Below are 13,102 nucleotides of genomic sequence, written 5' to 3'. Positions count from 1 at the left end.
TTGAGAGTATAGTCTTTAGGGGAAATTTCAAAACCTATTCACATGAAAAAATTAATTTTACTCTTATTTACATTTTCCATCTTTTGTTCATCTTGCAGTAATGATGATGATGGTATTCCACAACAGCAATATAAAATGCAAGAAGCGAATGACTCAGGAATAAGCGGTTCGGCCTTTTTTGCAAAATCTTCTTCTCCTATTGATGGAGTTTTTCTTGTTGATATACAACTAATGGAGGCTGATATTGATGCTGTTTACACAGCTTTTTTATATGAGAATTCGTTATCTGAGGGAGGCGATGTTATATTTAGATTTAGAGACTTCTATAACCTTCCGGATACTGATAGAATGTCAAGTGCTAATTATTTTGATTCGTCCACTCAACTTACTTTTAATAATGAAGTGCTAACGTATCAAGATTTAATAGCTTTTGATGGACATATCAAAATTTATAATAGTAATGATCTATCTACTCCTATTGCCGAAGGTAATATTGGCAGTAATACTCAATAAAATATACAACTATAAAAAAAGCGAGCTAAGTGCTCGCTTTTTTTATAGTTTTAAATCCTTACCTTATACATGTAAAGCTCTATTATCTGTAGCTGCTAATGCTGCTTCTTTTATAGCTTCTGTAAATGTCGGATGTGCATGTGACATTCTAGAAATATCTTCGGCAGAAGCTCTAAACTCCATTGCAGTTACTGCTTCTGCAATGAGATCAGCACAACGTGCACCCACCATATGAACTCCAAGCACTTCATCTGTTTTTTCGTCTGCTAAAATCTTAATAAATCCATCTAGATCTGCACTAGCACGCGCTCTTCCTAAAGCTCTAAAAGGGAATTGTCCAGATTTGTAAGCAATTCCTGCTTCTTTTAGTTCCTCTTCTGTTTTACCAACAGCAGCAACCTCAGGCCAAGTATATACTACTCCAGGAATAAGGTTATAATCAATATGAGGTTTCTGACCTGCTAAAGTCTCGGCTACAAAAACTCCTTCTTCCTCAGCTTTATGAGCTAGCATAGCTCCTTTTATTACATCACCGATTGCATAGATGTTGCTTGCAGAAGTCTGTAAATGATCATTTACTTCGACTTGTCCTCTATCATTCAGCTTAACACCTGCTCCTTCAGCATTTAGACCATCTGTAAAAGGTCTTCTTCCGACAGACACTAAACAATAATCTCCTTTAAATTCTACTGGATTTCCTTTTTTATCATCTGCAGTAACGGTTACCTGCTTCGCAGTAGCTTTCACACCAGTTACCTTATGTGAAGTATAAAACTTTACTCCTTGTTTTTTAAGTACTTTCTGTAATTCTCTTGATAAAGCCTTATCCATACCTGGAATGATTCTATCCATATATTCCACAACAGATACCTCAGCTCCTAAACGACGATATACCTGTCCTAGCTCTAAACCAATAACTCCACCTCCGATAATTACCAGATGCTTTGGAACTTCTTTAAGTTTTAAAGCTTCAGTAGATGTAATGACACGTTTTTTATCGATTTTAATAAATGGTAAGGTAGATGGCTTAGATCCAGTAGCAATAATAGTATGCTTTGCTTCTATAGTTTCTACAGAATCATCATTCTTTGTTACATTGATATGAGTAGCATCTTTAAACGATCCGATACCTTCATAAACATCAATCTTATTTTTTTTCATTAAGAAATCAACTCCTCCAGTCGTCTGATCAACGACTGCTTGTTTACGAGCAATCATCTTTTCTAAGTTGATTTTTACCTCTCCAGGAATTTCAATTCCGTGATCCGAAAAATGCTTTATCGCATGCTCATAATGATGCGAAGAATCCAGTAACGCTTTACTAGGGATACATCCTACATTAAGACAAGTTCCACCAAGTGTTGAATATTTTTCGATTATTGCAGTTTTCATACCTAGTTGGGCGCAACGGATAGCTGCAACATATCCACCAGGTCCGGAGCCGATTACGGCTACATCATATGTACTCATAAGAGATTTTTATGTGGTCTTACTTATATTTTAGAATAACAAATGTACAAATGTTTTACTTCTTACAGAAGTGAAGATCTTATCAAATTTTTATTACCAAAGCAATATTAGTAGTGATTAAAAAGTTATACATTTAATGCGACAATTAGCTTTTCTAAAAATTATAGATTTTTTAAAAGTTTTTTGTGCTTGTTTTAATAAAAATAGCTAGTTAATATAATGCGATATTTATCCTCTCTTCTTCTTCTTGTTCTTATAGTATTATGGAGCTCTTGCCGTAAAGATTTTGAATCTGGTCCAAGTACAGGAAATCTTCAGTTTTCCACGGATACCTTGTTTTTAGATACAGTTTTTACAAATATTGGCTCTAGTACCTATAGTTTTAAGGTATACAATAGAACAAATGATGATTTTACGATACCGAGCATCGCATTGGAAAGAGGAGAAAGTTCTAGTTATAGACTTAATGTAGATGGAATTCCTGGAAAGTCATTTGAAAATATCCAAGTACTTGCCAAAGACAGTATTTTTGTTTTCGTAGAAACTACTACAGATATTACAGATCAAACCGGAGATTTAGAATTCTTGTATACGGATCGTATTTTATTTGATCCTAATGGAAGTCAGCAAGATGTAGATTTAGTTACCTTAGTTAAAGATGCAGTGTTTTTATTTCCTTCTAGAGATGCAAACGGAGTTGTAGAAACGCTTCTATTGGGAGAAGATGATAATATGGAAGAAATACGAGTCGAAGGTTTTTTTCTTGAAGATGATGAGCTTAATTTTACAAACGAAAAGCCCTATGTGATCTATGGTTTTGCGGCGATACCTCCTGACAGAACTTTAACCATAGATGCAGGAGCAAGAATTCATTTCCATGATCAATCTGGTATTATTGCAGCAAACAACGCCACACTAATAGTAAATGGTGAAGTAAGTTCTGATCCTGAATTACTAGAAAATGAAGTGATCTTTGAAAGTGACCGTTTAGAGCCTGGTTTTAGCGACACTCCTGGTCAATGGGCTTTTATTTGGTTAACCGCTGGTAGTACAGGGCATGTAATTAATCATGCTACTATAAAAAATGGAGCTGCTGGAATTATTATGGATTCTAATGATGGAGGTACCGATCCTACTTTGACAATTACAAATTCTCAAATTTATAATCATTCGGCATATGGTATTCTTGGTAGAACTGCAAACATAAGAGGTGAAAACTTGGTTATTAATAATACTGGAATACACTCATTATATGCATCTTTTGGTGGTACTTACAATTTTAATCATTGTACGTTTGCTAATTTCTGGAATCAAAGTTTTAGAGACACTCCAACTGTTGCTCTCGATAATATATTTGTAGTAAGGGACGAAAATGGAAATATAACAGAAATTCTTGCTGAAGACCTGTTAGAAGCGAATTTTACCAATTGTATTATTTACGGAACTCAAGATCTAGAACTAGGAATCACCAGAGCCGAAGGAACTACTTTTAATTACAACTTTGCGAATTCTCTTATTCGTTTTAATGATTTTAATGATCAGTTTGCTGATAATGAATTGTATGATTTTACTAACAACAGTATATTTTCAAATATAATTTTAAATCAGGACCCTGATTTTAAAAATCCTTCGGAAAATGAATTGAACATTGGAGATAACTCTGCAGCAAATGGACAGGCATCTACTCCAACAATGGGTACCGATATTTTAGGAACTCCAAGAGATATGACTGCTCCAGATATCGGTGCTTACGAGAGTATTATTTTTGAAATGGATGATAATTAATAGATTTCGCTATCAGACAAATGATCATTTCTAAAAACAAAGAATTATATGTTTTAGGATTTAGTTCTATTCTAATTACACTCTTTCTATTCTTTATAGATGAAGGCAGCTATAGTTTTCAATGGACTGAAGAGCCTCTTGTTTTGATTGTTTTTGCAATTTATGCCATCTCAATATTTCTAAGTCAATTATTAATTTCCAAAGTATTTCTTAAAAACAGTCGTTCTTCAAAAAAGATAGTATTAAGTATCTTAATCGGTTCAGTTATGGGAATAGGATGTACAGTTAGTATTTTATTAAGTGGGATCCTTCAATAAATAATCCAATCAAAAAACAACTTTAGTATTGGGCAACTGCTCTTGAATTCGTTGTTGTTCTTTTTTAGAAAAGTTATTGTTACTGAGGTCTAAAATTTTCAATTGAGAAAAGCCTGTTAGTTTTTTTGGTAGCGTTCGGAGTCCGTTTTTCCTTAACAATACTACTTTAAGATTTGGTAAAAAGTTTAATTTAGATACTAAATCAATCATTTGAAGATTAGGATTAGTATCCAAAACCAAACCATCTAATTGTTGTAATACGGTAATATTTTCAGGTATGATGGTAAGCTCATTTTCAGATAAAACCAAAATCTTAAGTGATTCTATTTTAGCTACTATCGAAAAAAACTGATCTAAATCAAGCCCTGGATTATTGCTAAGATGTAGTTCTTGTAATGCCTTAAAATTAGAGAATTCGTTTGGTAACTGTTTAAGATTATTTCCACTTAGATATAAAAAATCCAGTTTCTCTATTTGTGTTAACACTTTGCTAGCCTGGAACATATTGAGATTCGGATTTTTGGCTAAATCAATTTCTCTAAGATTCGAGAGTTTACTTAGAAAATTTGGAATCTCTTTGAATTCATTGTTACGTAAATTTAGTACTCTTAATTGTTCAAGATTAGTAAAATCCTTAGGTATAAAAGCTAGCTCATTACTTTCCAAATTAAGTAACTTCAACTTTTGAAATTGTGAAATTTCAAAAGGAATTTGCTTTAATTCACAACCAGTGACATACAATGACGTCAATTCTGATAATTTATCGATGGAATCTGAAAAAACACTTATTTCATTACAATCCAGTGATAGCTCTGTGATGGTTTGGTTTGTATCTATAACTTCTTTAAGAGGTAATGCTTTATTTTGAGCGTAAGCAAAAAATTGAACACATAAAAAGCCAACTAAGAAATATTTTTTCTTCATTAAGTTATTATTTACAGTAAGAACTAAGCATTTGTATTTTTATATCCTTTGGCAAGAAAAATATAAGATATAATTCCAATGATCATCCATATACCAAGTATACCTAGATTTGCTTGTAATTTATGCGTGCCAAAATCCATTTCGAATAGCAATGACATAACTCCATTAATACCTCCATGCGCAAAAACTGCTGGCCAAACGCTTTTTGATTTAATAGTCAACAGCGCTAAAAAACTTGATATAAAAATCGTATTCAATGGAAACAATATAAAAGCACCTAAAATTGGATATTCTGGATAATTAAATCCACTTAGGATCAATGGGAAATGCCAAAACCCCCAAATCAATCCCAGAAAGATTATAGATTTCAGCAAACTATTTTGCTCTAACAATTTCTTTTGCAAAAAACCTCGCCAACCCACTTCTTCTCCAAACGCTAACACACTATTTATTAAATTAATGACAATCATGGAAATAAAAAAATTAGACCAAAAAAAAGAAATACTTTGATCTTCATTTCCTAAAAGCAAAGGCAGATCGATATCAACGACTTTATTATTTGAAATTAGGTATTCATTATTAATACCCCAACCAATTTTTTCAAATAATAATCTACCGAGTAAAGTAATAATTATAGGAACTAAGAAGCTTAATAATAGATACCAAAATGTTCGCGGTTTCCAATCAATATATTTTAAACTGATCTTATTTTTTACTAGATAAATGATCGCTCCTATACAAGGAAAGAACATGCTTACAGCGATAAAAAGTTGAAAATACTCATATTCTTGTCCACCGTTAATAATTGCAAGTATTTGTACTAAATAGGTTGCTAACATAACAAGGATAATATATCCCCAAACACTTTTTTCTAATTTTATCATGGTTGTAAGTTTCTATTTTTTAATCAACTATCATTCCGTTTTAAAAGCAAACCAAAATACAAAACTCGTCCGTACTTATTGGAACTTCTACCCTATTCGATGTTGATTTTTAATTTATAAGCGAATAATACCTCTTTCGTTTTGCTGTATTTTAATTATGTGTACCTTTCAATTCTATATAATCACACACTTATGAAACCTTATTTATTTCAATCAGAACGACTTGGTTTTCGGAATTGGTCTATTGAAGACGCGGATATTTTTTTTAAGGAAGTTAACAATGATGATGTTGTTATGGAGTTTTTTCCATTTAAACCCTCATTAGAGCAAACTAAAGACTTTATTACACGCATGCAACAAATGTATGAAAGAACGGGATTTTGTTATTTTGCTGTAGACTTATTGGAAAACAATGATTTCATTGGCTTTATAGGACTTAGTGAACAATCCTATCTTGAGGAATTAAACACTTTTGTAGACATTGGATGGAGATTAAAAAAGTCGGTTTGGCGAAAAGGATATGCCACAGAAGGTGCCGAAGCATGTTTAAAATATGCTTTTGAGAATTTAGGATTGAAAAACATATATTCTGTAGCTTCCGAAATCAATACAAATTCTATTGCAGTAATGAAAAAAATTGGGATGCAACAAATCAAAACCTTTGAACATCCTAAGTTATTGGATCATCCAGAAATAGTATCTTGTGTATTGTATAGAAAAAGTACTTTGTAGCAGTTTAATCTTTATATTTTCTTATCCTTTTATATAATAACAGCTTCGTATTAGATGCATTTTAAAAGTTTGTTTTTTAATAATAATTATAAACTCAGAGCTCTTTGGAGAATCCTACTATTTATTAGTGCGCTGTTAATTTTAATTTCTCCACTGATTCTAATTAACAATTCTTATTTACAATTCACTGGAGCTGCAATAATCCTTGTATTAGGTTTATATTTTAATTCAAAATATCTTGACAAAATAGATTTTTCGGACTATGGTTTGATTTTCAGAAGAGTGACTTTTTCAGATTTCTCAGTTGGTATTTTATTTGGTTTTCTTTCTGTTATCTTAATGCTTTTGATAGGTATGTATAGTGAGATTTTAGTAGTTTCCAAAATTAAATCAGCTCTAAACGTTCCAACTTTACTTTTATTCGGATTGAAAATGTTCTTAGTAGGTGTTTTGGAAGAAACATTTTTTAGAGGGTACCTATTTACCAATATCTATGATGGATTTAAATCAAAAATATTGAACAGAAAACAAGCACTTTTAATTGCACTTGTGCTATCATCTATATTTTTTGGACTTGCTCATATGAATACTAATAACTCTAGTACTATTTCTATTGTATTCCTTACAATAAATGGAATTGTTTGGTGTATTCCTTTTATTATAACTAAAAACTTGGGGTTATCAATTGGGCTTCATACAGCATGGAATTTCACCCAAACTCTAATTGGCTTTACAATGAGTGGTAATAAAGCTACAAATTCATTTTACAGGATTGAAAATAATGGTTTTGATCTAATGACCGGAGGAGGATATGGTCCAGAAGCAGGAATTTTAGGTCTTATTGGATATAGTTTAATGTTATTCTTATCCTTAATTTATATACAATTAATCCGAAAAAAATGAGTACACAATTCATACTAAAATTATCATATTTAGAGCTATTAAACTCTACATATAAAACGTAACATTTAGGAAATTACATCGTTACTTATTGTATATGAAAACAATCAGCCAAAAAATTCGAATTCTCCTCATTTTTTGTTTAGTACTTATAAATGTGAGCTGTGATCAAATTTCAAAAACGGTAGTTAGAAACACTATAGCAAAAGATCAAAAAATAGAGGTTTTAAAAGATAATTTTATATTAACAAAAGTTGAAAATTCGGGGGCTGCATACAGTTTAGGAGCTGATTTAGCACCAAGTTCAAAAATTCTTTTATTACAGATACTACCTGTTTTAGTTTTACTCTTTTTATTGCGATTGATTATTATTAAAACCAATTATTCTAAAGAAACAATTTTAGGTTTTACTTTTATTATTGGTGGAGGAATTGGCAACCTTTATGATCGTATTGTTCATGGATCTGTAACTGATTTTATGATTATGGATTTAGGAATTATCAAAACGGAAATTTTCAATATGGCTGACGTATCCATAATGCTTGGGTCATTTATTATTTTAATTACTTCTTTAATTACCAAAAAAGATACTTTCTTTACATAAATTAACAGATAACATGGCTTGGATAAAGGAAATAACTTTCGAAGAAGCAAAAGGACAGCTAAAACGATTGTATGATCGTGTAAAAGGTCCTAATAACAATGTAGATAATGTATTATCTATTCACAGTCTAAGACCTCATACACTAGTAGGTCACATGGGTTTATATAAAAATGTATTGCATAACGCTAATAATACTTTACCAAAATGGTATTTAGAAACCTTAGGTGTTTATGTAAGTTTCTTAAATCAATGTGATTATTGTGTGGCGCATCATAGTGCCGGATTAAAACGTTTATTAGCAGATGATCATAAATTTGAACAAATTATTGATTGTATTCAAAAGGATACTGTTGCTTCTTATTTTGACACAAAATACCTTCAAGGATTAAAATATGCTGAAAAACTAACAATATCGCATCATACTATTACCGAAATAGATATTGATTCTCTAAGAGATCAAAACCTTACTGACGGAGAAATTTTAGAAATCAACCAAGTAGTTAGCTATTTCAATTATGTAAATCGAACTGTAGTTGGGCTTGGTGTAGATACAGATGGTGATATTATTGGGTTATCTCCTAACGATTCCGATGATCCTGATAATTGGGGACATTCTTAAAACAGTATCCTTTTTATTTTACAGTCAGTTTTCAATAAATTTTATTGTTGTTTTATCCATTCTGATTTTTTTATACTATACCAGTTATGTGGAACCTGATCATATTCAAATGTTTCTACGAATTGCAAACCTACCTTTTTAAGTATGGTATTTGATGCTATATGATCAATTTCTGCAGCAGCATTAATCTCTTCTAGTTTTAATGTTTCGAATCCATATTTTAAGGATGCTATTGCAGTTTCAGTAGCAATACCTTTTCCCCAATACTTTTTTATTAATCGATATCCCAAATCGTAATAATCAAATTCTCTACGCAATTCTTTCTCATACTTTAAACCGGACCAACCCATGAAATCATTTGTTTTCTTATCTATAATAGCTAAACGTCCAATTCCATTATCTATATATTGCCCTCTAATATAATCGATAACTTTACTAGCTTCTTCCACTGTTTTTATTGGTTTTTTTCCTAAAAATCTATGTACATCTGGATCTGAATCGAGTTCGTACATTCCTTGAACATCATCATCTTCCAACTCTCTTAAGATAAATCGATCTGTTTCTATGTGTACTTTCATTAATTGTTAGAGTTAATTTTGGTGTATGTATAATATAGCAAATCTAATTTCTTATCATCTATAATTATTGCGATTCTTTATAAAATACTACCGGTTCTTTTTGAGAATATAATTTCAATTGAGAAATATTTCCATTGGTATCAATTTCGAATTTAGTAGTAAATTCCGGATTAAAATCACCATTAAAACCTTTAGTTCCTTTGAGATAAAAATTATTGAAACTAAGATGTGCTAATTCAAATGTATACGTAGGAAGAATGGCAAATAAATGTTGGTCTTCTACTACTACTCGAATAGTTCCAAATCCATTGGCTTTGTATGTACCAGCAAAATTCTGTATGGGATGTGTTGGCATTTTTTCTTTGTTAAACGATACAATATGATCTGTAGGTTTATAAATATCATCAACTTTTATAGGAAAATCAAAATTGGGAAGATTCATTAATTTTCTGGAAATATAATCTGAAACAGCATAAGGCAACAATGAGGATTTTTGATTTGTTAATACAACAATTCCAATATTCTCAAAAGGAAATAAATTCATAACTGTTGAAAAACCATTTGTATTTCCTCCATGATGATATCTATAATGACCGGACCACGATCTTAAACGCCAACCATATCCTTCTCCATACAAAAATGAATCCTTTTCATAAGTATCCTCATTTATATTTTTAAGCGTCGTAGCTTCTTTAATATACTTTTCAGGAATCACTTGATTATCATTAAAAACTCCATTATTTAACCAAGTTAACATCCATTTAGATAAATCCTTTACTGAACTTTTAATAGCTCCTGCTGGTGTATATGAATAATAATTCTCAAAAGGAACCTGCTCAATCTTTCCATTGTGCATAGCATAACCAAGAGCAAAATTATTGGACTTTTTCATTGCTTCGACTGTTGTATAAGAAGTATTCATTTGTAATGGATCGAATATTCTTTCTTTTATATTCCTATCCCAACTCTTATCAGTGACTTGTTCCACTATAGTTCCTGCTAAAGTATATCCCAGATTACTATAGATCCAGCTATTTTTGATATCTCCTTCTGGTTTTAGATATCGTAAACGTTGTACCGTTTTTAATTTATCCTCTTCTGGAAAAAGTACAATAGAAGATCCTTGATTACCGATACCACTCTTATGACTTAGTAAATCTCCAATCGTAATCAAATTATCCATTTTTCGGTTATAAAATTGAAAATTAGGAATATATTTTGATGGCTTATCATGCAAAGAAAGGCTACCTTCTGACTCTAAAGCACCTAATAAAGTTCCTGTAAAAGCCTTGGTCATTGATGCTATGTGAAATACCGTAGCGTCATTAACAGGCTGCTTATTATCCAAATCCCTATACCCAAAACCCTTTGAATACAAGATTTTCCCATCTTTAACAATAGCTACGGATAATCCAACAGCTTGATATGATTCCATTAGAGAACGTATTTGATGATCGATTTGATTCCAATCCAAAGATCTTTTCTGACTATAACTGAACTGAACCAATACAAAAAGTACTATAACATAAATTGATTTCATCTTAATTATTTTTTGATTTGACACAAAAGTGAAAATTCAAAAAGATGAAATAGTACGAATAAAGAAACTCGAACCATTTTATAGCATGAAAAAGGTTCGATTAAAAGTCGTACTTTTTTAATTAACTGATTTTCTGAAGTTTGAAGGAGTTTCTGAAGTATGCTTTTTAAAAGCTGTATTAAAAGAAGATTTTGAATTGAAACCAACTTCATACATGATTTGCTGAATAGTTAAGGTTTCATTTCGTAAAAGATGCTTCGCTTCTTCGATACGATAAGAATTTATAAAATCAAAAAAATGCTTATCCAAATGCCTATTGATTAATAGGGATAAACTCTTTTCAGGAATATCGATTTGTGTAGCCAATTTTTGTAGCGTAAGTTCAAAATCCAAATACGGCTTTTCACTATTCATAAATTTCTCTAATTTTAGCAAAGCATCATTCTCCGATGTTGTTATTTTTTTAGAGATAGCTCCTTTCTGTTGAGATGCTAAAGGTTCTATATTTATATTAATTCCTGTAAAAATCTCTGGTTTGTATAATGCACTCAATGCAAAATAAACTGTAATTAATAGTACAGAAATACTTATTAATATATTTACATAGATCAAATACTCTTGAAAAGTAGAATTAGCTAAATACCATCTAAAAACAACAAAACTATGTGCTATACAGGAAAACAAGGTGATATTAAACAACCATTTGTAAATAATCGCTTTAGTGCTTGAGTAATTTTCCAGATATATGGTCTTATATTTTTTTAAGGCTATAAATACAGCCATTATATAACCTATAAATTGCAATTCAACTACAATCTCATATAGTATGGTGACCCAATTAGAAAACTTGGTTACAACAAAAAGAACCCAAAACAACACAAATAAAAGACCATGAATGCTATGCTTTATTATTATTTTGAAGTTCGAATAACAAGCAGATAATACATATAAATAAAACAATGGTAATTGTAATAGACTTGAAGCTACTTTTAATGCATTCAGATTAGGATATTCTAAAATTTTACCAGAAAATAGTCCTGTTAAATCAAAGGCAATTACTAATAGATAAATACCAAATAATCTATTAGATACTTTGTTTTTTGTTTTAACAGTAAAAAGAAATACTGAAAGTAATAACATTGTAAAAACAACAATCTTCCCTATGCTTTCAATAAACTCTATTTTACCTTCCAATACGTTTATAAATCAATTTAAAATAAAACTTAATTTATATTATTTAGCATTCGCAATATACAAATTGTAATATTTTGAAGCCTTATCAATCCTCGAACATTCATCGAACTAATGGATTTTCTTTGGCTTCCAAATCAGACATTTTTTCAATCTTTATCACATTATAACCATAATCTTCTGAAATGATCCATACTAATGTATTTGGCATTCTGCAATTTTCCGGAACTTTAAATGTATCTATCATTAGTAATTTCCCACCATCCATCATTCCTATTCCGTAACCAACGTTAATATGAATTTTATTAGGATATAAACTTCCAAAAACAGCTCCTCTAACTTTAAAAACCTTTTTCATTTTTCTTGGATTAGTACTTCCCTTAATTTCTGGATATCAGATTATATATAATCATCCTAATTATAAAAATCATCTTCAAAAACCAAATTAAACAAAAAAATGCGTAACCAAAGGCTACGCATTTTATATAATTTTATATGCCACAAAAATTTAAACTACGAACAACGGTTTATCAGCCATCATAGCATTCACATCATTTGCGATATTGTGTAATTCTTCTTCATTTTCGACATTCATAATAACACGATCTATCAACTCTACAATTTCCAGCATATCATCTTCTTTTAATCCTCGTGTTGTTACCGCTGCTACTCCAATACGAATACCAGAAGTTACAAAAGGTGATTTGTCATCAAACGGTACCATATTTTTATTCACAGTAATTTCTGCTACTCCTAATGCTTCTTCAGCTACTTTACCAGTAACGTTTTTATTTCGCAGATCGATTAACATCATATGATTATCTGTTCCTTCAGAAATCACTTGGTATCCTTTCTTTACAAATGCATCTGCCATTGTAGCAGCATTTTTCTTTACTTGAATAATATAGTGCAAGAACTCATCAGTTAATGCTTCGCCAAAAGCAATTGCTTTAGCTGCAATAATATGCTCAAGTGGTCCACCTTGATTTCCAGGAAAAACAGCACTATCAAATAAAGAAGACATCATTCTTTTCTTACCACTTTT

Annotated in this window: 14 protein-coding genes and 1 pseudogene; 7 read left to right on the top strand and 8 right to left on the bottom strand. The window is 30.9% G+C overall.

Annotated features, from left to right (window positions below; all coding sequences use genetic code 11):
• The first annotated feature begins 42 nt into the window (after positions 1 to 42).
• A complete protein-coding gene (locus GBO31_RS06130) occupies positions 43 to 513 on the top strand; it encodes a hypothetical protein (RefSeq protein WP_219007450.1) in 471 nt (156 codons plus the stop codon).
• A 63-nt stretch (positions 514 to 576) separates the two neighbouring features.
• Here the strand turns inward: GBO31_RS06130 and lpdA are convergent, their stop codons facing one another.
• On the bottom strand, positions 577 to 1,983 hold the full coding sequence (gene lpdA, locus GBO31_RS06125) for a dihydrolipoyl dehydrogenase (RefSeq protein WP_219007449.1): 1,407 nt from the start codon (positions 1,981 to 1,983) through the stop codon (positions 577 to 579).
• 219 nt (positions 1,984 to 2,202) lie between these two features.
• Between lpdA and GBO31_RS06120 the strand changes: the two genes are divergently transcribed.
• Together GBO31_RS06120 and GBO31_RS06115 are read left to right on the top strand one after the other, a co-directional pair.
• The gene (locus GBO31_RS06120; protein ID WP_219007448.1) at positions 2,203 to 3,768 is read left to right on the top strand and encodes a hypothetical protein; all 1,566 of its coding nucleotides are present in this window, start codon (positions 2,203 to 2,205) and stop codon (positions 3,766 to 3,768) included.
• Between the two features lie 20 nt (positions 3,769 to 3,788).
• Positions 3,789 to 4,085, top strand: a complete 297-nt coding sequence (locus GBO31_RS06115) for a hypothetical protein (protein ID WP_219007447.1) — start codon at positions 3,789 to 3,791, stop codon at positions 4,083 to 4,085.
• A gap of 9 nt (positions 4,086 to 4,094) precedes the next feature.
• On the opposite strand, the gene GBO31_RS06110 is transcribed toward GBO31_RS06115, so the two are convergent.
• Both GBO31_RS06110 and GBO31_RS06105 read right to left on the bottom strand, forming a co-directional pair.
• Positions 4,095 to 5,009, bottom strand: a complete 915-nt coding sequence (locus GBO31_RS06110; RefSeq protein ID WP_219007446.1) for a leucine-rich repeat domain-containing protein — start codon at positions 5,007 to 5,009, stop codon at positions 4,095 to 4,097.
• Between the two features lie 23 nt (positions 5,010 to 5,032).
• Complete coding sequence (locus GBO31_RS06105; RefSeq protein ID WP_219007445.1) at positions 5,033 to 5,893, bottom strand: CPBP family intramembrane glutamic endopeptidase; 861 nt, start codon at positions 5,891 to 5,893, stop codon at positions 5,033 to 5,035.
• Between the two features lie 192 nt (positions 5,894 to 6,085).
• Between GBO31_RS06105 and GBO31_RS06100 the strand changes: the two genes are divergently transcribed.
• From GBO31_RS06100 to GBO31_RS06085, 4 genes are all read left to right on the top strand, one after another.
• Positions 6,086 to 6,625 (top strand): GNAT family N-acetyltransferase, encoded by a 540-nt coding sequence (locus GBO31_RS06100; RefSeq protein ID WP_219007444.1) that lies wholly within the window; start codon positions 6,086 to 6,088, stop codon positions 6,623 to 6,625.
• 54 nt (positions 6,626 to 6,679) lie between these two features.
• On the top strand, positions 6,680 to 7,528 hold the full coding sequence (locus GBO31_RS06095) for a CPBP family intramembrane glutamic endopeptidase (protein ID WP_219007443.1): 849 nt from the start codon (positions 6,680 to 6,682) through the stop codon (positions 7,526 to 7,528).
• Positions 7,529 to 7,622: 94 nt separating this feature from the next.
• The gene (gene lspA / locus GBO31_RS06090) at positions 7,623 to 8,129 is read left to right on the top strand and encodes a signal peptidase II (RefSeq protein WP_219007442.1); all 507 of its coding nucleotides are present in this window, start codon (positions 7,623 to 7,625) and stop codon (positions 8,127 to 8,129) included.
• A 13-nt stretch (positions 8,130 to 8,142) separates the two neighbouring features.
• Positions 8,143 to 8,748, top strand: a complete 606-nt coding sequence (locus tag GBO31_RS06085) for a carboxymuconolactone decarboxylase family protein (RefSeq protein WP_219007441.1) — start codon at positions 8,143 to 8,145, stop codon at positions 8,746 to 8,748.
• Between the two features lie 41 nt (positions 8,749 to 8,789).
• On the opposite strand, the gene GBO31_RS06080 is transcribed toward GBO31_RS06085, so the two are convergent.
• The 5 genes and pseudogenes from GBO31_RS06080 to glyA all read right to left on the bottom strand — a co-directional run.
• Positions 8,790 to 9,326, bottom strand: coding sequence for a GNAT family N-acetyltransferase (locus GBO31_RS06080; protein WP_219007440.1), 537 nt, complete (start codon positions 9,324 to 9,326; stop codon positions 8,790 to 8,792).
• Positions 9,327 to 9,390: 64 nt separating this feature from the next.
• Positions 9,391 to 10,866, bottom strand: coding sequence for a serine hydrolase (locus GBO31_RS06075; RefSeq protein ID WP_219007439.1), 1,476 nt, complete (start codon positions 10,864 to 10,866; stop codon positions 9,391 to 9,393).
• A 117-nt stretch (positions 10,867 to 10,983) separates the two neighbouring features.
• The gene (locus GBO31_RS06070; protein WP_219007438.1) at positions 10,984 to 12,060 is read right to left on the bottom strand and encodes a helix-turn-helix domain-containing protein; all 1,077 of its coding nucleotides are present in this window, start codon (positions 12,058 to 12,060) and stop codon (positions 10,984 to 10,986) included.
• Positions 12,061 to 12,160: 100 nt separating this feature from the next.
• Positions 12,161 to 12,415, bottom strand: a complete 255-nt coding sequence (locus GBO31_RS06065) for a hypothetical protein (protein WP_219007437.1) — start codon at positions 12,413 to 12,415, stop codon at positions 12,161 to 12,163.
• 150 nt (positions 12,416 to 12,565) lie between these two features.
• Positions 12,566 to 13,102 (bottom strand): annotated as a pseudogene (gene glyA, locus GBO31_RS06060) (serine hydroxymethyltransferase); the annotation flags it as partial.

The organism is Aquimarina litoralis, assembly GCF_019295435.1.
In the GTDB taxonomy this organism is placed as follows: Bacteria; Bacteroidota; Bacteroidia; order Flavobacteriales; family Flavobacteriaceae; genus Aquimarina; species Aquimarina litoralis_A.
Note: the sequence above shows the minus strand (reverse complement) of the source record. Positions and strands in the feature narration are given on the sequence as shown.